This is a genomic window from Streptomyces sp. NPDC014623 (assembly GCF_043088245.1).
Classification (GTDB): Bacteria; Actinomycetota; Actinomycetes; order Streptomycetales; family Streptomycetaceae; genus Streptomyces.
The window spans coordinates 110,895-135,476 of the sequence record NZ_JBIBZU010000008.1; the positions used below are offsets into that span (position 1 = coordinate 110,895).

Sequence of the window (24,582 nt, forward strand, 5' to 3'; positions counted from 1 at the left end):
GGCACTTCTACGCGGACTCCGCGGCCAGCGCCTCGAGCACGTGGACCGCCTCGGCCGCACGCGCGTACGGCACGAAGAGGTGGTCATGGTGGAATCCGGCGACCACGTTGCAGCTGATCCCCGCGTCCGTGAGGGCCAGGGAGACCGCTGCGGTGAGTCCGACCGCTTCCAGTGCGGAATGCACACGGAGCGTGATCCAGCCGGCGACGAAATGACACTCGAGTCCTGAGGCCACGGCCTGCGCCTCGGGAACGACGAGCGTGAGCCCTTCCCGCTCGGACACGGTGACCACCGGGGTGACACCGGCGGGTACCTCACCGCCGGGCAGGGTCGTGTAGACGTAGCGGCCGGAACGCAGCTCCGGCCGCATCCGGTGCAGGAGTGTCCGAAGATCATGTTCGCCCGTCACGGGGCTACGCTACCGGCCGCGTGGAAACGGGTACGACGGCACGGGTAAGCCATTCGGGCACGCCATGTATCCATACGCGCACCTTGCGTGGCACCGGCCGCCGATCGCCCATAGCTTCGGCTCATGAGAAGAAGACACATGAAATGCCTGGCAGGCATCACCGTGACCACTGCCACGGCCCTGGGCCTCGCGGCCGTTCCCTCCACCGCGTCCGGTCAACGTGATCTCGTGGTGCGTCCGGGCGAATCGATCCAGAGCGCGGTGGACGCCGCACAGCCCGGCGACACCGTCGTCGTCCTGGCCGGCACGTACCGCGAAAGCGTGCTCATCACCACGCCCGGTCTGACTCTGCGCGGAGCCGGTGGGCGTACGGTGATCACGCCGGCGGCCACCAAGAAGGCCAAGGGCGCCAAGAAGGCCAAGGCCGCCAACGCCTGCGCCACGGGCGGTCACGGCGTCTGCGTCATCGGGACGAAAGACCGTACGGTCGACGACGTCCGCATCCGCTCACTGACCGTCTCCGGCTTCGACAAGAGCGGCATCTGGGCGTCCTGGACCGACGGGCTCTCCGTACGCAGGGTGACCGCCGGCAGGAACGGTACCTGGGGCATCGCACAGGAGCGGTCCACCCGCGGTGACTTCGGGAACAACACCGCCACCGGGAACGGTGACGCCGGCATCTTCGTCGCCAACTCCGTCAGCGAGGAGGGCGGGGCGACCGACACCGGCGGGACCCTGGTCGTGGACAACTCCGTGAGCGGTAACCGCATCGGCGTGACCGCCCGCCGGGTCAGGAACCTCGTGATCGACGGCAACACCCTGACCGGTAACTGCAGCGGGGTGTTCGTCGTCGGTGACGAGTCCAAGCCCGCGGCCGGGGCGATGACGATCAGCGGCAACCGGATCATCGGGAACAACAAGTTCTGTCCGGCGACCCCGCGCCTGTCCGCGATCCAGGGGTCCGGCATCGTCCTGACCGGCAGCGAGGCCACGGTCGTCCGTTCCAACGTCATCCGGGACAACGTCGGCTCGACCCCGCTCTCCGGCGGCATTCTGCTGTTCAAGAGCTTCGTGGGCGCGCTCAACACCGACAACACCATCAGCCGCAACCTCGTGCAGGGCAACAAGCCGGCCGACCTCGCCGACCGCGACACCTCGGGCACCGGCAACACCTTCGTCAGCAACACGTGCGGGACATCCGTCCCGGCAGGCATGTGTGCCGGCTGACGGTTCACCGCCGCAGAAGTCGCACAAGGAGAAACGAGACGGTATGACCACCGTGAGTCCCACCCCCGGCACCACCCCCGTCGCACCCCCTCCCGCCGCACCGCGGATTTCCGCCGCGCAGAACCCGCCTCCGTCCATGCGGCTCCGGGAACTCGCGTTCGGAGCGGCCTGTGCCGCGGCCGTACGCGCTGCGGCGCGACTGGGCGTCGCCGACGCTCTGGGTGAAGAGCCTGCGTCGGCCGCCGAGCTCGCCCTGCTCGTGGACGCCGAGCCCGTACCTCTGCGACGGCTCCTGCGCGCGCTGGGCTGCTACGGGATCTTCGACGAGACGGCGGACGGGAAGTTCGTCCACACGGAGATGTCCCGGCTGCTGCGCGAGGACACCCCCGACAGCTTGAAGTACATCTCCCTGTGGTGCACGGAGCCCTGGACCTGGGAGGTCTGGCCGCGGCTCGACGACGCGGTGCGCTCCGGCACGAGCGTCTTCCCGGAGACGTTCGGCAAGGGCTTCTTCGAATACCTCCACCAGGACGCGGGTGAGTCCGCCCAGGTGTTCAACCGGGCGATGACCACCTCCAGCATGCAGTCCGCCCAGGACGTCGCCGGCCTCCTGGACCTCACCGGGGTGGTCTCGGTCGCCGATATCGGCGGGGGTCAGGGGCATGTCCTCGCGAGCCTGCTGGAGAAGCACCCTTCGGTCCACGGAACCCTCCTGGACCTGCCGGGTGTCGTGGCACGTGCGGACGCGCGGCTGCGGGACGGCGGACGGCTCGCCGACCGCGTGCGGATCGTCCCCGGGGACTGCCGTGAGGACGTCCCGTTCGAGGTTGATATGTACATCATCAAGAACATCCTCGAGTGGGACGACGAGAGCACCCGCAGGACCCTGCGCAACGTGGTCGCCGCGGCCAGGCCCGGCGCCCGCGTGGTGATCATCGAGAATCTCGTCGACGACACCCCGTCGATGAGGTTCACCACCGCCATGGACCTGCTGCTCCTGCTCAACGTGGGGGGCGCCAAGCACACCCGGGAGAGCCTCGTCGGCCGGATGTCCGACGCGGGGCTGCGGATCGGTGAGATCCGCCCCGTCAACGCGTACCTGCACGCGTTCGAGTGCGTCGTGCCGTAACCCGCGTACCGCGGCGACGGAAATCGCCCCGGGCCCGGCACTCAGGTGCCGGGCCCGGGGCGATCGTCGGCGTGTCAGGCGGATCCGTCGCGCTGCCACCGGTAGAACTGCTGCGCCATCGCGTCCTTCGGACCGCGCCAGGTCTGCGGGTCGTAAGGGCTCACGAAGGCCGTGAGCCGGTCGCTGATGGCCTTGAACTCGGGGTGCTCCGTCACCTTGGCGATCTCCGGACCCGGAGGCCGGTCGGATTCGATCAGGTGGAGATACACATCGCCGAACTGGAACAGGGTGCGCCTGTTGACTCCGACGAGGTGGGGCAGGTCGGTGTTGTCGGATTCCGCGAACAGCTTCGCGATGTCCGGCGCGGATTCCGGCGCCATCCGGGCGACGATCAGTGCGTGGTGCATCCGGCTGCCTTTCGGGACATCAGTTGGCTGGGACCGAGGCGGAACGGCGCTCCCGGTCGCGCTGCTCGATCTTGTCGCGGATGAGCTCCAGCTGGACGCGCGAGTTGCGGTTGATGTTGTCGGTCATCCAGGCGTCGTCGACCGGTGCGTCGGGGCGCATCGCGAAGTCCTGGCGCCAGTGCATGCGCGTGCCGCCCGGGACCTCCGAGTACTCCCACCGGATGTCCATGTACTGGAACGGCCCGGGCTCGACCCGCCGCGCGCGTACGTTGCGTCCCTGGCGGTCCGTGGTGCGCTCGGAGACCCAGCTCCAGACCTTGCCGTTGTCGTCGGGGTGCATGGTGAGACGGAAGGTCGTCTTCTGGCCCTCGCGCTTCATCACCTCGACGGCTGCGTACTCGCTGAACAGCTGTGGCCAGTTCTCGAGATCGTTCGTCATGTCCCAGACGAGGTCCAGAGGAGCGGCGATGGTGATCTCGTTCTCGGTGCGTCCGGACACGTCAGGCTCCTGTCACGAGGGTGTTGTTCACGAGGGCGAGGAACTCGCCGGGCGTCTTGCACCGGTCGGCGTCGACGGGCAGCGGGTGCCCGTACCGGTTCTCGAGCGCGGCGACGATCCCGAGCAGGCCGAGCGAGTCGAGGCCGTACTCGTCGAAGGACGAGCCGGGGCGGCCGGCCATCTCCGACGGGTCGACCGTGAGCCCGGCGCCGCTCTTCATGAGCGTGGCCAGTTCTTCGTACGTCAGTTGCGCGTTCATGGGGCTGCTCCTTCTCACACAGGGGGGTCGGTGGGGTGCCGCAGCACCAGGGCCGCGTTGGAACCCATGAGTCCTCGGCTCAGCACGAGTGCCGTCCGCAGCTCCGCGGGGCGTGCGCGCCCGGTGACCACGTCCAGGTCGTGGCACACCTCGAAGACGTTGGGCGTGGGCGGGATCAGAGCGTGTTCCATGGCGAGCACGGCGGCGGCGGTGTCGAGCACGGGTGCGCCGCAGTAGGCGCGGCCGGTGCCGGTCTTGGGCGCGGTCACCGGGACCCGGCGTCCGTGCGTGCCCAGGGCATCGACGATGGCGAGGGCCTCGGCCCGGTCCGCCGAGGGCACGCCGAGCGCGTCGGCGAACACGACGTCGATCTCCTCCGGCGCGCACTCAGCTTCGCGGAGCGCGCCTTCGATCGCCCGGGCCAGTCCCGCTCGGGATTCCTCCCAGCGGGCCGCGCCGGTGAAGGTCGCCGTGTGGCCGGCCAGTTCGGCCCGGACGTTCGCACCGCGTTCGCGGGCCCTCGTCTCCTCCTCGACGACCAGCATGGCGCCGCCTTCGGCGGGCACGAATCCACAGGCGTCCGCGGTGAACGGCCGGTAGGCGCGGGTGGAATCCTCACAGAGGCTGAGGTCTTCGTAACCGAGCTGGCAGACCACCGAGTACGGTGCGAGGGGCGCTTCGGCCGCGCCGACCACGACGGCGTCCGTTCCCCGCCGGATGGACCGGGCGGCGTGCATGAGCGCGTCCAGGCCGCCGGCCTCGTCGCTGGCGACGACGGCGCACGGTCCCTTGAAGCCGCCGCGGATCGAGATCTGGCCGGTGCTGGCCGCGTAGAACCAGGCGATGGACTGGTAGGGGCCGACGAAGCGGGAACCCTCGCCCCAGAGCCGCTGGAGTTCACGCTGGCCGAACTCACCGCCACCGGATCCGGCGGCGGTGACCACGCCCACCTTGAAGGGCGCGTCCTCGTAGTCCGCGCGTCCGAGCCGTGCGTCGTCCAGGGCGAGATCGGCGGCGGCCATCGCGTAGTGCGTGAAGCGGTCGGTCTGGACGAGGAAGCGCTCCTCGACGAAGGCGACCGGGTCGAAGTCCCTGACCTCGCCCGCGATCCGCAGCGGGAGGTTCTCACAGCCCTCGCGGGACACCGGGCCGAGAACGCTGACACCTTCCTGGGTCTGCTTCCAGAAAGCACCGGCGCCGGTCCCGTTGGGGGCGACGACACCGATCCCCGTGATGACGGAGCGGCGGTGTGCCGGAGTTGCCGGGGCGTTCATGGGGTCCTCCCGCCTGGTCGGGTCATGGCGACGGCGGACTGGAATCCGCCGAAGCCGCTGCCGACCGAGAGCACGCTGCGCAGCTTGAGGGGTCGCGCGGTGCGGGGTACGTAATCGAGATCGCACTCGGGGTCCGCTGTCTCGTAGTTGGCCGTCGGCGGTACCGTCTGGTGCTTGACGGCCAGGACGCACGCGGCGATCTCGATCGCTCCGATGGCACCCAGGGAGTGGCCGACCATCGACTTGATCGAGCTCATCGGCACCTTGTACGCGTGCGCGCCCAGGGCCTGTTTCACCGCCGCCGTCTCGTGCCGGTCGTTCTGCTTGGTGCCCGATCCGTGGGCGTTGACGTAGTCGACCTGCGAGCCGTCGATCCGGGCGTGCGCGAGGGCGGTGTTGATGGCCTCGGCCATCTCCAGCCCCTCGGTGGTCAGCCCGGTCATGTGGTAGGCGTTGCCGAATGTGGCGTAGCCCGATATCTCGCAGTAGACGGTCGCGCCCCGGGCGCGGGCGTGCTCCAGTTCTTCGAGGATGAGGACGGCGCCGCCCTCGCCCAGGACGAATCCGTCCCTGCGGGCGTCGAACGGCCTGGAGGCGTGTTCCGGGTCGTCGTTGTTCGCCGAGGTCGCCTTGATCGCGTCGAAGCACGCCACCGTGATGGGAGTGATCGGCGTGTCCGATGCTCCGGCGACACAGATGTCGACCCGTCCTTCCTCGACGGAGTGGAAGGCGTACCCGATCGCGTCGAGGCCGGAGGTGCAGCCGGTCGAGACCGTCTGCACGGGACCGTGAGCCCCTACCTCTTCCGCGACCGCGGAGGCGAGGGTGCTGGGTGCGAAAGCCCGTTCGAGATGGGGGCCCGCCGGCCGGTGGTCCACGTCCCAGCGTGCACCGCTGCCGCTGACGGCGACGTAGTCGTGCTCCAGACGGGTGGTGCCGCCGACCGCGGTTCCGAGGGAGACCCCGATGCGCCAGGGGTCCTCCTTCTCGAGGTCGAGGCCGGCATCGCCCAGTGCCTCCCTGGCGGCCACCAGGGCGAACTGGATGTACCGGTCCGAGCGGGCGATCAGACCCGCGTCCAGGCCGTGCGCGACGGGGTCGAAGTCGCACTCCGCGGCGATCCGTGACCGGAACTCCGCCGGGTCGAACAGCGTGATGCCGCGCGTCGCGGTACGGCCGTCGGCGAGCAGATCCCAGAATGCCGGTACCCCGATGCCACCGGGTGCGACGACGCCGACCCCGGTGACGGCCACGCGCCGCCGGGTCATGAGGCCGCCCCCGTTCGTTCTGGCGGCGCGTAGCCGTCACCGGGGGCCGCGGTCTCCGTGACCTCGGTGTCCACATGCCCGAGTTCGGGGCGCGGGGCGAGCGGACCGAGGTGGAAGACCATGCGGGCTTCCACGTCACCCACGTTGCGGAAGCGGTGACGGACGTGCGGCGGGATCAGCAGCCCCTGGTCGGGTCGCATCCGGTGTGGTTCGCCGTCCAGGTCCACTTCGAGCAGTCCGTCCACGACATATACGAATTCCTCGGAGTACGGGTGGTAGTGCTCGCCGATGCGGTCACCCGGGGCGACGATGGCCAGCCCCATGAAGCCGCTGGTGGCACCCACCGCCGTGGGTGTGAGCATGGCGCGCAGGTCGCCTCCGCGCCTGCGGTTGGGCTGAGTCTCGCTGAGGTCCACGATGCGAGGCCGGTGGGTGGTCATGGCTGTTCTCCTCCAGGCACGTTGTGCGGTGTGACGGCAGCACGGGTGGCCACCGCTGACGCATCAGGACTCGGTGGCCCGACGGTCGGTGATCAGGTCCATCTCGGCCTGCGCGAGGAAGCGCGCGGCCTCCTGGTCGGTCGTCGGCATCCCGTTCGCACCGCCGTCGAGCAGCCGGCCGAGCACGGCCGCCTTGCGGTGGCCGCCGATACCGAGTGCCTGCGCGGGCTGCGCGTCGAGCGGGCCGCTCACCTCGAGGAGCCGTACCACGATGTCGTCGCGCTGGAAGATCGTGCTGCTTTCCACGGGGCTCGATCCGTCGTTCGCCGCTTCCTCGTCCTGTCCGGCGAGCAACCTGGCCAACGCCATGCCGCAGCCTTCCTTGGCCTGGTAGAAGAGCGCATGCCGCTGGACGTCCTCGGAGGTGTGGCGTCCGGCCGTCACGTGGTGGACGGTCGGGAGCGCTGCCCGGGTGAAGAACATCCGGGCGGAGTCGGGATCGCTGAGGTCCCGGTCCTGCTCCAGGTACGGGTTGATGGCCTCCTCGACGGCCCTGACCTCAGGCTGACGCGAGACGTGGCGCAGAGCTGCCATGAGATCGCCCTCGACCTCGACCGCTCGCACGACACGGTTGCCGTGCATGAAGAGCGAGGTGCGGCGCAGCCGGGTGTTCTCGTCCACACGCGCCTGAGGGGAGTCGTAATCGGCGAGGATCTTCGCGACCATCTCCTCCGTGCCGGGCTTCACCGTGAAGGTGAGTGCGTGGCGTACGACGCCGTCGCCCAGGCGCGGGGCGGACTGGAGGCGGCCCCTGGCAGGCTCGGGGGTGTTGTCGAACGCGGCCCCCGTCTCCCGCAGAACGCTGAAGCGAAGGGAGCGTGTGTCGCGCACGCAGCTGTGCAGCGGTTGCACCGTCGCGACGTGCTCCTCGCTGTTCACCCAGGCGAGGAAGGGCGGCGCGCTCTCCCACTCACTGGTGATGAGCCACTGCGAGGGGTTCTCGATGGACTGGCACAGCTGGTCGCTGATGTGTCCGGGAATCGAAGCCACCTGGTTGCGCATGTGCTCGTACGCCTCGAGGAACTGGTTCTGGGCGCCGTCGTGCAGGTCCAGCAGCAGTATGACCCGGAGCCTCGAACCGTCGAAGGCGGACTGAGATATCCGTTCCGAGAGGGTTGTCATCTTTCGCTCTCCTTCGAGACGGTGCGGCGGCCACGTCCCGTGGCCTCTCGTCATCCGTCGGTTTCGGTGGAAGCGGCGCAGGTCCCTGCCCGCCGGCACGTGGCATCCGCCCCCGCATCGCGAGCATCGCTCCCGCGACTGATCGTGGAACGCCGTTACGTATGGCGCGAGATTTATGAACCGTTCAGGTGAGGCGCCGTCCCGAGCCCGGCCGAAGGCCGGCCGCAAGGGCATGGACACTGCATCCGTCACGCGTCCGAGCTGGAGCACCTGATGAACGAGAACGTCGACCTCCGCGTACCGGTCCTCATCGTGGGCGGTTCCCTGGTGGGCCTTTCCGCCTCCCTCTTCCTGAGCCGGCTCGGCGTCCGCCACCTGCTGGTGGAGAAACACAGCAGCACCTCGACCCACCCGCGGGGGCGCGGGAACAACGTCCGCACGATGGAGGTCTTCCGTGCCGCGGGCGCTGAGCAGCTGATCCGCGACGCCGCGTCCGTGCTGGCGGACAATCACGGAATCCTTCAGGCCGGATCACTCACCGGTGACGATCAGGAGTGGTTGTTCAAGGAGATCGATCCGGGCGGCGGGCTCGCCAGGTTCAGCCCGTGCGGCTGGTGCCTGTGCAGTCAGAACGACCTGGAGCCCGTACTGGTCGCCCATGCCCGGGCGCAGGGAAGCGAGCTGCGGTTCTCCACCGAGCTGCTCACTTTCGAGCAGGACGCGGACGGGGTCACCGCGGTGGTGAGGAACCGGGAGACCGGGGAGGACACCACGGTGCGGGCGGACTACCTCGTCGCGGCCGACGGGCCGCGCAGCCCGGTCCGGCAGCAGCTGGGCATCGGCCGGACGGGACCGGGTGACCTCTTCCACAACGTGAGCATCACGTTCCGCTCGCGTCGGCTCGCCTCCGTGGTGGGTGACCGTCGCTTCATCGTCTGCTACCTGACCGCTCCGGAGGCGGACGGTGCGTTGCTGCCCGTGGACAACGAGGAGCGGTGGGTGTTCCACGCGCCGTGGCAGCCCGGTCTGGGCGAGACACTGGAGGACTTCACCGACGAGCGGTGTGCGGAGCACATCCGCAGGGCGGTCGGAGCGCCGGACCTGGATGTCGAGATCACGGGCAAGGCGCCGTGGCACGCCGCCGAGCGGGTCGCCGAACGGTACGGCTCCGGCCGGGTCTTCCTGGCCGGTGACTCGGCGCACGAGATGTCACCCACCGGGGCGTTCGGTTCCAACACAGGCATCCAGGACGCGCACAACCTGGCCTGGAAACTGGCCGCCGTGATCGGCGAGACGGCGGGGCCGGGGCTTCTCGGGACGTACGAGGCGGAACGGCTTCCGGTGGCGAAGGCCACGAGTGCGCGCGCGTCGGCCCGTTCGGGAGAACACAGCCATCCGGGGTACGCGGGCTCACCCGGTCCGGGCGGCCGCCGCAAGGGCGGCATGCTCACCGTCGCCCTCGGTTACCGCTATGTGCGGGGCGCCGTCCTGGACGTCGATCCCGGTCTCCCGGTGGTACCGGCGGACATGAGTCTGACGGGTGAGCCCGGCACCCGGGCACCGCACATGTGGCTCGGCCGGAACGGCGGGCGCGTGTCGACCCTGGATCTGTACGAGAAGTCGTTCGTGCTGCTGTGCGACGCCCGGTGCCCGGAGTGGCGTGCGGCGGCGGAGCAGGTGGCGAAGCGCCTGTCCGTCCCTCTGGAGGCCTTCGGGATCGGTTCCGCCCCGGGCTCCGACCTGGATCCCGGGAGCGCGACCGACTGGTCCGTCGTCCACGGCACGTCTGCCGAAGGTGCTGTCCTGGTACGCCCCGACGGGTTCGTGGCCTGGCGTTCCGAGGGTGCGGTGGCGGACCCTGAGGCGACGCTGTACGAGGTCATGGTGACCCTGCTCCACCGCGGCTGACACGGGAGGTGCGGCCCGCGGGGCCCGTCAGCCGACGCCGGACGAACGGAGGGCGGAGAGGAACGCCCGCGGGTTGTCCACGTGCACGAAGTGGCCCGCGTCGGCCGAGGTGAACGTTCCCCGGGAGATCTGCCGTGCCGTCCGGGCCAGTTGCTCCTGGCCGAGGTGACCGCGGGAGCCCCCGACCACGAGTACCGGGGCCGTGATCCCGCCCAGGTGCTCCCGTGCGGCCGGGTCCGGGGGGGCAGTTGGGTGTCGATGGACGGTACGACCTGCCGGTCGTAGCCGAGCCCGCCCCGCCGGCCGTCCGGCCGGCGGGGCGGGTCGAGCGGGAGCAGTGCCGGAGCGTCCTCGGCGACCAGCGCCGGGTACCGCTCGGCGAGCAGCAGGGCCGCCACGCCTCCCGTGGAATGGCCGATCACCGTGGCACCGGACAGGTTGCGGGCCTCCAAAAAGACGTGCAGGTCGTCGCGGAGGAATTCCGAGGAGCAGCGGCCCGGCCAGTCGCTGAGGCCGTGCCCCCGGAAGTCGAGTGCGTACCCCCGGTGGCGGGCCGCGAGCTGTCCGGCGGCGCCCGTCCGGTCCGGACTGCTCCCGCCCCGTCCGTGGCAAGGGCGACGGGCGGGTCCTAGGTGTGTTGCCCTGTGAGGCCGGGGTCGAGGAAGGCGGCGACGGTACGGACGAAGGCACCGGGGTCGTCCAGCCAGGGGAAGTGGCTCGCGCCCCGCTGGACGGCGAACTCCGCATGAGGGAAGAGCGCGGCGAGTTCCGCCGCGCGGTCGGGGGTGGGGCCGCCGTCGTACTCCCCCGCGAGAACGAGCACGGGCGCGGGCAGCCCTCGCAGTGCGGCGACCGTGGCGCCGGTGTCGAAGCCGCTCTCCGGATAGTAGAGCGACCCGGCCAGGGCGTTTCGCTGGGCGGGGGACGCGGCGGCATGCGCCTGGGCCGCCGCATCCCAGCGCCCGTACATGAACGGCCGGATCCCGGCCCACGCCTCGGGCGTTGCGCGTCCGGCCTGGATCTCCTCCAGGGCGGCCCTGGCTTCGGCGTACCAGGGTTCGTGGGCGCGCAGCCCGGCGGCGTCGCGCCGGTCCTGGTCGGTGGCGGGCAGGCCCAGGGTGCCCGTCGCGGGTGTGACCAGAGTGAGGGAGCGCAGTCGTTGCGGATGCTTCGCCGCGTAGAGCGCTGCGAGCTCTCCGGCGGCGGAGTGGCCCAGCATCTCGGCCCGTTCGAGGCCGAGGTGCGCGCGGAGCGCCTCGACGTCGTCGACGAGCCGGTCGATCCGGTATGTCGACGGGTCCTGCGGGACAGCCGAGTCCCCGGTTCCCCGCAGGTCGAGCAGCACCAGCTGCCGCACTCTGGACAGGCCGCCGAGGTCACCGAGATAGCGGGCGGCCCGCATGGGACCGCCGGGCAGACAGATCAGCGGTTCACCCTGGCCCACCAGACGGTAGGCGAGTCCGGTTCCGTCGTACGCACTGAAGATCGGCATGGCTCCCATCCAAGCAGGGTGAGGGGCCCGTCGCGGGTGCGTACGCCGTCGGCGCATCAGGTGGGAACGGCGTTCACCGGGAGCTGGGCGGCCGCTCACTCCGCCTGGTACGCGGGCCCGGCGTCCCGGAGACGGCCGCGGTGACGATCACGCCTCGGCGAGCAGTACGTACGCGCCGGCGGATTCGTCCGGCTGTCCGCGGCGACCACCAGGCCGGTGGCGTAGGCGCGGAAAGCGGGTCCGGAGAACCATGCGTGCAGCCGGCCGAAGACCGTGGGGCCGCAGTCCCACGGAGTCCCCTGACGACTGTCCACGTATGCCGCGAGCTGTGGGCGCCACCGGATGTCCTGGGCTTCGGGCAGGCACGGGCCATGCGGACCTGGAGGGGAAAAGTGCGTGGAGGCGCTTGAGCGAGACACCGGACGCGGCACGGAACACCGGTCGAGGAGTCCGGCCCCCGGTTCCACCGGCCGCTCGGACGGCGCCCCGGCCTCACCGGGCCGGGCTCGTGAGCAGGAGTTGTCCACGGGTGGCGCCTCCCCCTTGCCAGAACCCGCCGCCTCCTGAATTACTGCTCCCAGGAGGCGACCGAATGGTCGGTCGCCACTCAGCGAGGGGATGATCCGTATGACCGCGCTGCTGGACTCCGGGGAGCGGCTCGGCCGCGACGAGCTCGAGGCTCTGCAGCTGGAGCGGCTCCGGGCCACGCTGCGGCATGCCTGCGAGAACGTCGGTTTCTACCGCGCGGCCTTCGACGAGGCGGGGCTGCGCCCCGAGGACTGCCGTACGCTCGCCGACCTCTCCCGTTTCCCCTTCACGGCCAAAGCCGATCTGCGGGACAACTACCCGTTCGGGATGTTCGCCGTTCCCGGGGACCGGGTGCGGCGGATCCACGCGTCCAGTGGCACGACCGGTCGGCCCACAGTGGCCGGGTACACCGACCGTGACCTGGACACGTGGGCAGACGTCGTCGCCCGGTCCATCAGGGCGGCGGGCGGGCGCCCGGGCCACAAAGTCCATGTGGCCTACGGATACGGACTGTTCACCGGAGGGCTCGGCGCCCATTACGGGGCGGAGCGTCTCGGCTGCACCGTCGTTCCGGCGTCCGGTGGCATGACGGCGCGCCAGGTCCAGCTGATTCAGGACTTCCGGCCCGAGATCATCATGATCACTCCCTCGTACATGCTGACTCTGCTGGACGAGTTCGAGCGTCAGGACATCGACCCCCGTTCGACGTCACTGAAGATCGGTATCTTCGGGGCGGAGCCGTGGACCGAGCAGATGCGCGACGAGATCGAGCAGCGGTTCGCCATCGACGCCGTCGACATATACGGGCTGTCGGAGGTGATGGGACCGGGGGTGGCACAGGAGTGCGTCGAGACCAAGGACGGACTGCACATCTGGGAGGACCACTTCTACCCGGAGGTCGTCGACCCGTTCACCGGGGAGGTCCTCCCGGACGGGGAGGAGGGCGAGCTGGTCCTCACCTCGCTCACCAAGGAGGCCATGCCGGTGATCCGCTACCGGACCCGGGATCTGACGCGGTTGCTGCCGGGTACGGCGCGTGTCTTCCGGCGTATGGAGAAGGTCACCGGGCGCAGTGACGACATGGTGATCCTGCGCGGGGTGAACCTCTTTCCCACACAGATCGAGGAGATCGTGCTGCGGACCCCCGGGGTGGCGCCGCACTTCCAGCTTCGGCTGACCCGGCAGGGGCGGATGGACGCGCTGACCGTACGGGCGGAGGCGCGGGCCGATGCGACGGCGGACGAGCGCGAGGCGGCGGCGGCGTCCATCGCGGGGGCCGTGAAGGACGGGGTGGGTGTGAGCGTCGGGGTCGAGATCGTCGATCCGGAGACCCTGGAGCGGTCGGTGGGCAAGATGAAGCGGATCGTCGACCTGAGGGAGACCGGCTGAGGGAGACCACCGGCGGCACGGTCGTCCCTGGACCGGCGTGAGGTTCATGGACGTGTGCGCATGACATGGCCTTGGCTCGCCCCCTTCCCGTCGCGGCCGTCCCCGCATCTCCGTCCCGGCGCAGACACCGGTGCCAACGGCGCGCCTGCCACCCTCGGAAGCCCGCTCCATGGTGGAGGGCGCTCAGGACCCCGTCCGCCCGGCGTGCCGGTGGACGGGACCTTACGGCACCGGGTCCGCGAACCGGTTCCGTAGCTCTCTCTTGAGGATCTTGCCGCTGGCGTTGCGGGGAAGTTCACCGACGATCAGGACCCTCTTCGGGGCTTTGAAAGGGGCGATTCTCCCGCGGGCGTGCTCGATGAGTTCGGACTCGGACACTTCGCCCCGGAGCACCACGAACGCGGTGACGGCTTCGATCCAGCGCGCGTCGGGCAAGCCGACCACAGCCGCTTCGGCCACCGCGGGATGGGTGTAGAGGGCGTCCTCCACCTGTCGGGAGGCGACGAGGACGCCTCCCGAGTTGATGACGTCCTTCACGCGGTCGACGACCGTGAAGTAGCCCTCGGGGTCGCGTACGGCGAGATCGCCGGAGTGGAACCAGCCGTCGCGGAAGACCTCCGCGCTCTCTTCCGGTTTGTCCCAGTAGCCCAGGCACAGCTGAGGGGACCGGTAGACCACTTCGCCTGCGGTGCCGTCGGGCACTTCCTTGCCGTGCTCGTCGACCACCTTGGCCTCGACGAAGAGCACGGGCCGCCCGCAGGAGTCCATCCGCCCTTCATGCTCGTCGGGGCCGAGGACGGTGGCGAGGGGACCGATCTCGCTCTGGCCGAAGCAGTTGTAGAACGCAAGCTCGGGCAAACGCTCGCGCAGACGTTCCAGAACGGGCACGGGCATGATCGATGCGCCGTAATACGCCTTGCGCAGGGATCCGAGCTCACGGGTGGCGAATTCCGGATGGTTGGCGAGTGCGATCCAGACCGTCGGGGGCGCGAAGAGACTGTCCGCCCGGCCCGTTTCGACCAGATCGAAGATCCGGCCGGCATCCGGGGCGTCGAGGATGGTGTTCTCGGCGCCCACCGCGAGGTAGGGCAGCAGGAACACATGCATCTGGGCGGAGTGGTAGAGAGGCAGCGAGTGCACCGGCCGGTCGGTGGCGCGCAGGTCCAGAGCGGTGACAGCACTGACGTATTCGTGGACCAGAGCGCCGTGCGTCATCATCGCACCCTTGGGCTGGGCGGTCGTGCCGGAGGTGTAGAGCAGCTGGACCAGGTCGTCGGCTCCGGGTTCACGTCCGGGTGTGAAGGGGCGCGGGGTGTCCAGCTCACCGAGGAGGGAGTCCGGCGCGTCGCGCAGCGGCCGTACGGCATGACCGGCCGGGACGCGCCGGGCGAGGCCGGGGTCGGTGAGGACGAGTGCGCTGCCGGACTGACGAAGGATGTAGGCCAGGTCCTCGCCGGTGAGGTTCTGGTTGACCGGCACGTGGATCAGTCCGGCCCGGGCGCAGGCCAGATAGGCGATCAGGTAGACATCGGAGTTGTGGGCGTAGGAAGCCACCCGGTCCCCGGGGCGCAGGCCGTGCGAGGCGGTCAGCACAGCGGCCGCTGTGCTGACCGCCTCGTCCAGGGCGGCGTAGGTCCAGGACCGTTCGGCGTACCGTACGGCGGTGCGTCCGGGGGTGCGCCGTGCGCTGCGCGCCACGACGCCGTCCACTGTGCTGCTGCGTACACCTGTCATGGCGTGATCCTGGGCGGCGGGTCGCCGGGGGTCAAGAGCCGTGGACGTCCGTGTCGGGCGGCCTCGTGACCACGGCTGGACGCGCGGGGGCGGGCGGACACCGTACCGGGCCACGAGAACCATCGATACGCCCGGCCCGGGGCCGGTGCGAGGCGCCCCGTGAAGCCGGCCGGCATCACGCGACCGCCGGACGGGCGTCGCGCAGCCCGCACCGGCCCGAGGGGACCCGGGCCGCAAGGCGGCGGCCACGGGGCTTCGCCCGGCAAGCGCCCCGCACCCCACACCCCCACACCTGACGGTACGTCAATTTCTTTGCTCTGCGCAGGACCTCACACACACCGACAGTGACAGTAACCTCTGCTCCGGCAGGAAGTTTCATCGCGGTGCGGAACTTCGAAAGTTACTTTCGCCCGCGTGTTTTCGACGTGAAGGGAAGGGATACCGAATGGCCGGACACGTGTCGGGGCAGGGAATGAGCCGCCGGAGGCTGAGCGGCGGGATACTGGCCCTGGGCGGAGCCTTCGCCCTCGCTCCGATTCCGTTCGCGGGAACGGCGGCAGGCGTCGAGCGGAGCCCGGGGCCTGCGGGTGGCGCAGCTCCGGGGGCGGTGCCGGGAACCGGGACGGGTATGGGATCAGGGCGGGGCGGACCGACACTGCGCCGTGGATCGGCCACGCGCGCCGGACTGCTGCCGGACCAGCTCGACCAACTCGTCGCGGATGCGGAGAGCTACCTCATCGGTTCCCCCACCACGCATCCCTGGTACGCCGGTGCGGTCCTGCTCGCCGGCCGGGGCGGCACCGTGGCCCTGCACCGGCCGATCGGCCACGCGGTGCGCTATGCCGCGTACGACGAGACGACCGACACCGGGGTGGAGTTTCCCCGGGAACAGCAGATCGCGATGGCCGAGGACACGGTCTTCGACCTGGCCTCGGTGTCCAAGCTCTTCACCTCGGTCCTCGCCGTGCAGCAGATCGAGCGAGGCGCGTTGGAACTCGAGGCGCCGGCCGCCTCCTATCTCCCCGACTTCGCCGGCGGGGGCAAGCAGGACATCACGATCCGCCAGTTGCTCACGCACACCTCGGGCTTCCGGTCCTGGATCCCGCTGTACAAGGAGCCGACCCGCGAGGGAAAGCTGCGCCTGCTGTGGGACGAGGTCCCCGCCTCGGCTCCCGGCACGAAGTACCTCTACTCGGACCTCAATCTGATCTCGCTGCAGCTGATCCTGGAAAAGATCACCGGTCGCACTCAGGACGTCCTGCTCCGTGAGGAGATCACCGCTCCGCTCGGGATGCACCGCACCCGGTACAACCCGCCCGCCTCGTGGAAGCCGAAGGTCGCGGCCACCGAGGACGCCCGGCTGCCGTGGTCGGGGCTGGACCGTGGGCTGGTCTGGGGCGAGGTCCACGACGAGAACGCGTACAGCCTCGGCGGAGTCGCGGGCCATGCGGGCGTCTTCTCCTGCGCATGGGACCTGGCTGTGCTGGCCCGTACGCTGCTCAACGGAGGGACCTACGGCAGGTCCCGGATCCTGTCCGAGGAGTCGGTGGAACTGCTGTTCACCGACTTCAACACCGCGTTCCCCGGCGATGAGCACGGTCTGGGCTTCGAGCTCTACCAGCACTGGTACATGGGAGCGATGGCCACTCCGCGCACGGCGGGGCACACGGGTTTCACCGGTACGAGCCTGGTCCTCGACCCGACGACGGACTCGTTCCTGATCGTTCTGGGCAATTCCGTCCACCCGGTGCGCACGTGGCGGTCGGGCAGTGCTCCGCGGGTGGCGGCGGCCAACCGCATGGCGCGGGCGGTGCCCGTCCGTCCGGCCAGGGGCCGGACCGCGTGGTTCTCCGGCATGGCGAGTGCGTCCACCGCGACGCTCGCGCTGCCCGCGCTGCGCCCGGTTTCCTCGCGCCCGTCGCTGAGCTGCGCCCTCTGGTGGGACACGGAGCCCGCTTCGGACGGTCTCCGCCTCGAGGCCTCGTCGGACTCCGGGGCGACATGGCAGCCCGTTCCCTTCAGCACCGTACCGGTGCAGGGTGATCGGCCCCGGGCGTCCCGGCCGCACCCGGACGGCACGGTCTCCGGCTGGTCGGGGCGGGTCTGGCACCGGCTGGAGGCGGATCTGAAGGCCTGGCGGGGCACGGAGTTGCGGATCCGCTGGCGATACACCACCGACCAGCTGTACGTCGGCCGTGGTGCCTACGTGGATGATGTCAGGGTCATGGACGGCGGCCGTACTCTCTTCGACGGGAACGCGCCTGGTGGCGCTGGACGCTTCGAGGCGACGGGATGGACCGTTTCCCCGGACTGAGCGGGCCCGGCCGGCTGGATACGGCATGAAGGGGCCCGGTCCGCACACGCTCTTCCTCTCCGGCGGCGTGCATAAGTGAGTGCTGGACCCGTTCATGCGTTCCGGGCGCCTCCCGAACGGTTCCGGATGCGCCGGGTCTCCGCTTTCACATCCGGTTCGGCGACAGGCCTCCAGGGGTGTGGTCCGTGGGGGTGGGCGGGTCCCCTCACGCTCCCGCATGCCTGCCCACCTGCCCGCACCAGACGGACGTTGCCCCTCCTCACGGTGGGTGTTCTCGCCGCAGCCGGCGCCGTTGCGCTCGCCGGCGATGCTCAGGCCGCCGGCGCCCTCGGTGACGCGGCGGCCGCGAAGGGCCGTTTCTTCGGTACGGCGGTGGTCGCCGACCGCCTCGGTGAAGCGGCGTACGTCTCCACGCTGAACACCCGGTTCGGCTCGGTCACGCCCGAGAACCAGATGAAGTGGGACGCCGTCGAGAGCTCCCGCGACTCCTTCGACTTCACGGCCGCCGACCGGGTCGTCAGCCACGCGCAGAGCAGGGGAACGAGGCATACCAGGACGGCAACAGCGGTACGTGCCGCCGTTCACCGTTCCAGGACGAGCTCGGCAACGGCTTCGTCGAGGAGGCGTTCCGTACGGCTCGTACGGTCGACGCCGACGCCGAGCTCCGTTACAACGGCTACGGCACGGATGGCCGGAACGCGAAGAGCAACGCGGTCTACGCCAGGGTGAAGGACTTCGAGCAGCGCGGTGCCCCGATCGGCTGTGTGTGCTCCCAGTCGCGCTTCACCAGCGACTCGCCCGCCCCCTCCGGCTTCCAGGCCGGTATGCCGCGCTTCGCCGATCTCGGTGCCGACGTGCAGATCACCGGGCCGGACACCGAGGGATCGGGAGCGGGCTCGGTGGGCCTGGCGGGGCGGAGCCGTCGCGGGGGTACCGGCCGGTGAAGGGGTGAGGGTCAACGGCCCAGCGCCGCCATGGCTGCGTTGTGGCCGGGCACCCCGCTGACGCCGCCGCCGCGCACCGCACCCGCCCCGCACAGCAGGACGTTGGCGTGGGCGGTTTCCACGCCCCAGCGGCCCGTCTCCTCGGTGGCGTGGGGGAAGGCGAGGTCCCGGTGGAAGATGTGACCGCCGGGAAGCCTCAGGTCCCGTTCCAGGTCGATGGGGGTCTTCGCCTCGATGCACGGCCGGCCGTCGGCGTCGAGGGCCAGGCAGTCGGCGATCGGCTCCTCGAGATGGGCGTCGAGTTCGGCCAGGGTGGCTCCGAGCAGGGTGGAGCACGCCGCCTCGTTGTCCGCCGTGAAGAGCCGGGCGGGGGTGTGCAGACCGAACAGGGTCAGCGTCTGGTAGCCGCGGGCCGCGAGGCCCGGGCCGAGGATCGTCGGATCGGTCAGGGAGTGGCAGTAGATCTCGGAGGGCGGGGTGCCGGGCAGACGTCCCGCCGCCGCTTCCCGGTAGGCGGTGGCGAGTTGCTCGTAGCCTTCGGCGATGTGAAAGGTTCCGGCGAACGCCTGGCGCGGGTCGACGGAGTGGTCACGCAGCCTCGGCAACCGGGTGAGCAGCATGTTCACCTTCAGCTGGGCGCCCTCGGCAGGGGCCGGCGGCTCCTCGCCGAGGAGCTCGGCCAGCGCCTGCGGTGACGCGTTGACCAGGACCCGGCGCGCGCCGACGGCACGTTCTCCGTCCGGTGAGCGGACCGTGACCTCGGCGTGGGTGCCGTCGGTCTCGATACGGGTCACCTCGTGCAGCACACGGATCTCGGCGCCCGCCGCGCGTGCCGCACCGGTCAGGGCATCGGTGAGCGCGCCCATCCCCCCGACCGGGACGTCCCAGTCCCCGGTGGAATTGCCGATCACGTGGTACAGGAAGCAGCGGTTCTGGAGCAGGGACGGGTCGTGGGCGTCGGCGAAGGTGCCGATCAGCGCATCGGTGAGCACGACTCCGCGTACGAGGTCGTCGGCGAAGTTCTCCTCGACGGCCACGCCGATGGGCTCCTCGAACAGCATGCGCCAGGCGTCCGCGTCGTCGATACGCGCCCGCAGTTCGTCACGCGTCGGCAGGGGTTCGGTGAGGGTCGGGAAGACACGCTCGGCCACCCGCCCCGTCATCCCGTAGAAGCGCTGCCAGGCACCGTACTCCCGGTCGTCGCCGGTGAGCGCGGTGAAGGACTCCCGGGTGCCGTCACCACCGACGAGCAAGCCGGTGGGCCGGCCGCCGCGTACGGCGGGTGTGTACGAGGAGACGGTGCGCTTGCGTACGGCGAAGTCGAGACCGAGCTCGCGGACGATCTTCTGCGGGAGGAGCGAGACGAGGTAGGAGTAGCGTGAGAGGCGCGCGTCGACCCCGTGGAAGGGGCGGGCCGACACGGCCGCTCCCCCGGTGCTGCCGAGCCGTTCCAGGACGAGTACGGACTGCCCGGCCCGGGCGAGACAGGCGGCGGCGACCAGTCCGTTGTGACCGCCTCCGACGATCACCGCGTCGTAGGCGGCGTGCGCGGGTGTGCCGGGTGAGGACGTGGCGTCTGCTGGCATGGCCCCTTCGTAACACGTGATGATCGCCCCTGGACAGAGGCGCGGGGCCGTGGGGAAGGGCGGTGGCCGCCAAAACCCGTGGGCGGACCGGTCACGGCTGTGGCAGGGTGCTCGGCCGGACCGCTTGCTTCACGCCCGCCCGAGGAGAATCCATGAACACCCCTGCTCGTCTCATTCCCTTGCTCGAGCAGTTCGACTGGGCATGCGAGCGGCTCACCGGCCGGCTCACGGGTCCGTTCGTGGACAGCGGTAACGGCACGGACGTGGAGGTGCCGGTGCTGACCGACGAGGAGTATCTGTGGGAACCGGTACCGGGATGCTGGTCGGTCCGACTCCACAGCGCGGGTCCCGGGCCGGGCGCGGCCCTCCTGACGGGTGCGGGTGAGTGGGGACGGGACACCGCGCCGTTCCCGCACCCTTCGCCGCCGCCCTTCACCACCCTCGCGTGGCGTCTGAGCCATCTGAGCGAGCTGCTGACCCTGCGTGCCGATCACACGGCGGGGGGCCACAGCCTGACCCGGGACGACTACCGCGTGGCGGGGGACGCGGCGGAGGCGCTCGCGGACTTCGGTTCCGCGGCGTCCGCGTGGCGTGCGGCGCTGCTGGGCGCCGACGACGCGGCGCTCGACACGGTCGGATACTGCACGTACCCGTACGGCAGTGATCCGGAGGATCCGTTCCTGGACACCGTGTGGTGGGTCAACCAGGAACTGCTGCACCACGGGGCGGAGATCGCGCTGCTGCGCGACCTCTACCGCGTACGGGGCGGCCTGGCCTGACGGCCCGTGGGCTTCCGCGGCTTCGGTGCGCCGGTCAGTACGGTGGCACACCGCGCTGCCGGCGCAGGTCGGCGGCCCGCCGGTAGAGGTCCACCGCCTCCGTGCTGCGGCCGAGTTGTTCCAGACAGTGGGCCTCGTCGTTACGGCTCGCGAGGGTATCGGGGTGACCGGGCCCGAGGACCCGTTCGCGGATTTCGGCGACCGTGCGGTAGTGGGTGAGCGCGTCGGCCCAGCGGCCGAGCCAGCCCAGCCCGACGGCCACCTCACGGCGGCTGACGAGCGTGTCGGGGTGGTCGGGCCCCAGGGTGCGCTCCCGGATCGCGCAGACCTCGCGGGACTCGGTGAGCGCCTCCTGCCAGCGAGCCATCCGCCCCAGGTTGACGCCGAGCCCGTGCCGGGCGCGCAGTGTCTCGGGGTCTGCGGGGCCGCTCACCCGGGCGCGGTCTTCGGCCAGGGCGCGGTAGAGCTCCAGGGCCTCGGCGCTGCGGCCCAGTCTGCCGAGGCAGATGCCCACCTCGTAGCGCGCGCAGAGCGTGTCGGGGTGATCCGCTCCGAGCACGGCTGCGCGGGCCTGCGCCACTTCGCGGTAGGTCTGCAGGGCTTCGGCCCAGCGGTCCAGCCGGCCGAGTGTGTACGCCACCTCGTACAGGGTGACCAGGGTGTCGGGGTGCGTCGCACCGAGCAGGCGCCCGCGGGCGTCCGCCACCTCGCGGGCCATGCGGTACGAGTCCTCCAGGCGGCCCAGTCTGCTGAGGTTGAAGGCGAGGTTGTGGCGGCAGCGCAGCGTGTCGGGGTGGTCCGGTCCCATGGAGCGCTCCCGCGAGGCGAGCACCGCGGCGTAGGCCTGGTGGGCCTCGAAGTGGCGGCCGAGCCGGCCGAGGACGTACGCCGTCTCCTGCCGGGCCGCGAGGGTTTCGGGGTGGTCGGGGCCCAGGGTGCGTTCGCGGCCGTCGGCGACCCGGCCGAACTCCCGCAGGGCGTCCGCAACGCGTCCGGTGCGGCTGAGGGCGAATCCGACCTCGTACCTGCTGGCGAGGGTGTCGGGGTGGTCCGGGCCGAGCGCGTGTGCGCGTTCGGCGGCGACCGCGCGGTGTACGTCGCCCGCTTCCTCCCAGTGGCCCAGGCGCCCGAGGTTGAGCGCGGCGCTGTGCCGGCCGGCCAGGGTGGCGAGCAGCTCGGGCGACGGGGCGGGGCTGCCCGTCCCCGCGGGCGGGAAGCCGCCGGTGAGGGCCTGACCGGTCGCGGTGGTCCACGCGCCGGTCAGCTCGGCCGCGTGGTCGAGGGCGGCGGTCCCGGTATGCGCCACACCGGTAGCCCTGTGACCGGAAGTCATGTCGCGGGTCCAGGCGGGGAGGTGCGGCGCCCTGCCGACGAAGGGCTGGGCAGGCGCGGGCCGGCCCCGTCCGGCCTCCGGCTGTTCACCGGTGCGCCCCAGTGCGATGCGCTGCCGCAGGTCGCCGGCGTCGGACGGCCGCTCACCAGGGGTCTTGGCCAGGAGTTCCAGGACGACCTCGTCGAAGAACCTCGGGAGTTCGGCGCGGTGGGCGCGCGGTGGCTCGGGAAGGGTGTCGCGGTGTCCGACGAGCACGGCCCAGGCGTCGTCCATGTCGAAGGGGGGCACGCCGGTGGCGATCTCGTACAGCACGCACCCCAGTGAGTAGAGATCGCTGCGGTGGTCGACCTCCCCGCCGCTGATCTGCTCGGGCGACATGTAGTGCGGGGTGCCCATGGCGATGCCGGTGCCGGTGAGGCGGGAGGTGAAGCCGATGTCGTGGCCGAGCCTGGCGATGCCGAAGTCGCAGATCTTCACCGCACCGTCGTCGAGACGCATGATGTTCGCGGGTTTGAGGTCACGGTGCACGATGCCCTGCTGGTGGGTGTAGCCGAGGGCGTCGGCGACCTGTTCGGCGATGTCGACGACGTCGGCCACCGGCAGCGGGTGCTGTCTGTTGTCCTCCAGGAGCTGGCTGAGGTTGCGTCCTTCCAGGAGCTCCATGACGAGGTAGAGGACACCGTCCGACTCCCCGAAGTCGTGGACAACGGTGACGCCGCGGTGCTGGAGTGCGGCGGCCACCCGCGCCTCGCGCCGGAAGCGCTCGCGCAGTATGCGGGTGAAGGCCTGATCGTGCTGCGGCCCCATCGGTTTCAGGCACTTGACGGCGACCTGCCGGCCCAGTGATTCGTCGCGTGCACGCCACACCTCGCCCATGCCGCCACGCCCGATCAGATCGAGCAGCCGGTACCGGCTCTGGATCAGCCTGGTGTCCGCCATCTCCTGTTGTCGCCCCCGTTTGCTCGGCTGCTCGTCACTGCTGCCGCGCCCTCCCCGGCCCGTCCAGTATGGCTGCCTGACTGCGGAGTTTGTACGGGGCGGGTCGGCTGCCGGGGCCGAACCGCGCCACCGCCTTCACGATGCGGCCGGGCGGCGGGCGTTCTCCCTCTGCTCGTCGCTCGGCGGGATGAACCACGTGGGGAGGGAACGCCCGGGGCCCGGCGAGGCGCTCCCGGCGCTCCGGTTCCCGGAGCGGCCGTGCGGGTGCCCGGGGTTCCTTCGTCGCTGGGCCGGGACGGTCCCCGTCGGCACAGTTCAGCGCTTGACGGCCCGCAGGACGACGAACTTCGGGTCACCGGCGACGGTGACGCAGTTGCCGAAGATCCGCCGCAGCTGGGTGTGATAACCCAGGTGCCGGTTGCCGACGACCCACAACTCCCCGCCCTGGCGCAGGGCGGCACGTGCTCCGTGGAACATGTTCCGGGCGGTGGCGTCGGTGACCGCCTGGTGCGAGTGGAACGGCGGGTTGCTGAGGACCAGGTCCACACTTGCGGGGGCCGTGTCCGCCATCCCGTCGGCGACCAGGAAGGCGGCCTCGGCGTCCGGCCCGGTGTTGTCGCGGAAGGTCTCTTGCGCGGAGGCGACCGCCTGGTACGACTCGTCGATGAAGGTGACGGTGGCGTCGGGGTTGGCGAGTGCCGCCGACATGCCCAGGACCCCGTTCCCGCAGCCGAGGTCGACGACACGGTCGGGCCCGGTCCGCTTCGGGAGGTGCTTCAGGAAGAACCGGGTTCCGATGTCCAGACGCTCGGCACAGAAGATCCCGGCGTGGTTGGTGACGGTGCGGCCCGATACCACGCCGACGTCGTCGGGCAGCTCGTAGCGGTACGGCCAGGGGCTGGGGGTCCTGGGCAGGGCCGGGTCCGGGGTGCAGAAGACGAGCCGCGCCTTCCTCACCGCGAGGGACGTCCGGGTGGGTCCGATGATCCGCTCGAAGAGCTTGAGCGTGGAGGTGTGGATCTCCTTCACCATGCCGGTGCCGATGACGACGGTCCCGGCATGCACGGCGGGCGCGAGCCTGTGGAGCTGGTCCTCCAGGAGCGCGAGACTCTTGGGCACCCGCACGAGCAGCAGGTCCACACGCTCGGGCGGGGTGTCGCGCACCGACAGCATGCGCACCGAATCCGGTGCGGCGCCGTTGCGCGCCAGGTTGGCCCGGGTGGCCCGCCGGGTGAGATACGAATCGGTGATCTGGACGGGGCTGTGCGCGGCCAGCACGGTGGCAAGGGCGCCCCAGCGGTCACCGACCACCACCACGGTGCCGGCCGGACGGACCGGCTCGCTCCCTTCTCCTCCCTCCAGCCGCCGCAGCAGGTACTCGTCGGCGGCATCCCACGCACGGAACGGATCGCGTGGGTTCCCGGGAAAGCGGGCGAGGTCGAATTCGCCCTGTGACGTCGTCAAACGGTTCATATTCCGTTCAGGCTAGCCGAGGGGCGGGGAGCGCCCCGCACGCTCCCCGCCCCAGGGGCGTCCCGCAGG

18 protein-coding genes and 2 pseudogenes are annotated in these 24,582 nt (G+C 70.7%); 7 read left to right on the forward strand and 13 right to left on the reverse strand.

Features of this window, described 5'->3' with window-relative positions; translation table 11 throughout:
• Positions 1-7: 7 nt before the first annotated feature.
• Positions 8-409 (reverse strand): ACT domain-containing protein, encoded by a 402-nt coding sequence (locus ACF1FZ_RS15360; protein ID WP_391773872.1) that lies wholly within the window; start codon positions 407-409, stop codon positions 8-10.
• A gap of 123 nt (positions 410-532) precedes the next feature.
• Between ACF1FZ_RS15360 and ACF1FZ_RS15365 the strand changes: the two genes are divergently transcribed.
• Complete coding sequence (locus tag ACF1FZ_RS15365) at positions 533-1,636, forward strand: nitrous oxide reductase family maturation protein NosD (RefSeq protein WP_391773873.1); 1,104 nt, start codon at positions 533-535, stop codon at positions 1,634-1,636.
• A gap of 43 nt (positions 1,637-1,679) precedes the next feature.
• Positions 1,680-2,765 carry a methyltransferase gene (locus tag ACF1FZ_RS15370; protein ID WP_391773874.1) on the forward strand — a complete coding sequence of 362 codons (1,086 nt, stop codon included), beginning with the start codon at positions 1,680-1,682 and terminating at the stop codon, positions 2,763-2,765.
• 74 nt (positions 2,766-2,839) lie between these two features.
• On the opposite strand, the gene ACF1FZ_RS15375 is transcribed toward ACF1FZ_RS15370, so the two are convergent.
• The 7 genes from ACF1FZ_RS15375 to ACF1FZ_RS15405 form a co-directional block, all read right to left on the reverse strand.
• Entirely contained in the window at positions 2,840-3,172 is a 333-nt protein-coding gene (locus ACF1FZ_RS15375) for a TcmI family type II polyketide cyclase (protein WP_391773875.1), read from the reverse strand.
• A gap of 19 nt (positions 3,173-3,191) precedes the next feature.
• Positions 3,192-3,671, reverse strand: coding sequence for an SRPBCC family protein (locus tag ACF1FZ_RS15380; RefSeq protein WP_391773876.1), 480 nt, complete (start codon positions 3,669-3,671; stop codon positions 3,192-3,194).
• 1 nt (position 3,672) lies between these two features.
• The gene (locus ACF1FZ_RS15385; protein WP_391773877.1) at positions 3,673-3,930 is read right to left on the reverse strand and encodes an acyl carrier protein; all 258 of its coding nucleotides are present in this window, start codon (positions 3,928-3,930) and stop codon (positions 3,673-3,675) included.
• Positions 3,931-3,944: 14 nt separating this feature from the next.
• Positions 3,945-5,204: a ketosynthase chain-length factor gene (locus ACF1FZ_RS15390; RefSeq protein WP_391773878.1), complete on the reverse strand. Its 1,260-nt coding sequence runs from the start codon at positions 5,202-5,204 to the stop codon at positions 3,945-3,947.
• Entirely contained in the window at positions 5,201-6,472 is a 1,272-nt protein-coding gene (locus ACF1FZ_RS15395; RefSeq protein WP_391773879.1) for a beta-ketoacyl-[acyl-carrier-protein] synthase family protein, read from the reverse strand. The genes ACF1FZ_RS15390 and ACF1FZ_RS15395 overlap by 4 nt, the downstream gene beginning before the upstream one ends.
• Complete coding sequence (locus ACF1FZ_RS15400) at positions 6,469-6,912, reverse strand: cupin domain-containing protein (RefSeq protein ID WP_391773880.1); 444 nt, start codon at positions 6,910-6,912, stop codon at positions 6,469-6,471. The genes ACF1FZ_RS15395 and ACF1FZ_RS15400 overlap by 4 nt, the downstream gene beginning before the upstream one ends.
• A gap of 63 nt (positions 6,913-6,975) precedes the next feature.
• The gene (locus ACF1FZ_RS15405) at positions 6,976-8,094 is read right to left on the reverse strand and encodes a TcmI family type II polyketide cyclase (RefSeq protein WP_391773881.1); all 1,119 of its coding nucleotides are present in this window, start codon (positions 8,092-8,094) and stop codon (positions 6,976-6,978) included.
• Positions 8,095-8,367: 273 nt separating this feature from the next.
• On the opposite strand from ACF1FZ_RS15405, the gene ACF1FZ_RS15410 reads away from it, so the two are divergent.
• Positions 8,368-10,002 carry an FAD-dependent oxidoreductase gene (locus tag ACF1FZ_RS15410; protein ID WP_391773882.1) on the forward strand — a complete coding sequence of 545 codons (1,635 nt, stop codon included), beginning with the start codon at positions 8,368-8,370 and terminating at the stop codon, positions 10,000-10,002.
• Between the two features lie 27 nt (positions 10,003-10,029).
• On the opposite strand, the pseudogene ACF1FZ_RS15415 reads toward ACF1FZ_RS15410, so the two are convergent.
• Positions 10,030-11,494 (reverse strand): annotated as a pseudogene (locus ACF1FZ_RS15415) (alpha/beta fold hydrolase).
• 627 nt (positions 11,495-12,121) lie between these two features.
• Between ACF1FZ_RS15415 and paaK the strand changes: the two are divergent.
• Complete coding sequence (gene paaK / locus ACF1FZ_RS15420; protein ID WP_391773883.1) at positions 12,122-13,411, forward strand: phenylacetate--CoA ligase PaaK; 1,290 nt, start codon at positions 12,122-12,124, stop codon at positions 13,409-13,411.
• Positions 13,412-13,633: 222 nt separating this feature from the next.
• Here paaK and ACF1FZ_RS15425 read toward each other — a convergent pair whose 3' ends face one another.
• Positions 13,634-15,145, reverse strand: coding sequence for an acyl-CoA synthetase (locus tag ACF1FZ_RS15425; RefSeq protein WP_391773884.1), 1,512 nt, complete (start codon positions 15,143-15,145; stop codon positions 13,634-13,636).
• A 445-nt stretch (positions 15,146-15,590) separates the two neighbouring features.
• Between ACF1FZ_RS15425 and ACF1FZ_RS15430 the strand changes: the two genes are divergently transcribed.
• Positions 15,591-17,459, forward strand: a complete 1,869-nt coding sequence (locus ACF1FZ_RS15430; RefSeq protein ID WP_391773885.1) for a serine hydrolase — start codon at positions 15,591-15,593, stop codon at positions 17,457-17,459.
• A gap of 249 nt (positions 17,460-17,708) precedes the next feature.
• Positions 17,709-18,352 (forward strand): annotated as a pseudogene (locus tag ACF1FZ_RS15435) (endo-1,4-beta-xylanase); the annotation flags it as partial.
• A gap of 62 nt (positions 18,353-18,414) precedes the next feature.
• On the opposite strand, the gene ACF1FZ_RS15440 reads toward ACF1FZ_RS15435, so the two are convergent.
• Entirely contained in the window at positions 18,415-19,989 is a 1,575-nt protein-coding gene (locus ACF1FZ_RS15440; protein WP_391773886.1) for a phytoene desaturase family protein, read from the reverse strand.
• Positions 19,990-20,141: 152 nt separating this feature from the next.
• Between ACF1FZ_RS15440 and ACF1FZ_RS15445 the strand changes: the two genes are divergently transcribed.
• Positions 20,142-20,768 carry a DinB family protein gene (locus ACF1FZ_RS15445; protein WP_391773887.1) on the forward strand — a complete coding sequence of 209 codons (627 nt, stop codon included), beginning with the start codon at positions 20,142-20,144 and terminating at the stop codon, positions 20,766-20,768.
• A gap of 34 nt (positions 20,769-20,802) precedes the next feature.
• On the opposite strand, the gene ACF1FZ_RS15450 is transcribed toward ACF1FZ_RS15445, so the two are convergent.
• Positions 20,803-23,040 carry a tetratricopeptide repeat protein gene (locus ACF1FZ_RS15450; RefSeq protein WP_391773888.1) on the reverse strand — a complete coding sequence of 746 codons (2,238 nt, stop codon included), beginning with the start codon at positions 23,038-23,040 and terminating at the stop codon, positions 20,803-20,805.
• A gap of 315 nt (positions 23,041-23,355) precedes the next feature.
• Positions 23,356-24,513, reverse strand: coding sequence for a methyltransferase (locus ACF1FZ_RS15455; RefSeq protein WP_391773889.1), 1,158 nt, complete (start codon positions 24,511-24,513; stop codon positions 23,356-23,358).
• Positions 24,514-24,582: the final 69 nt, after the last annotated feature.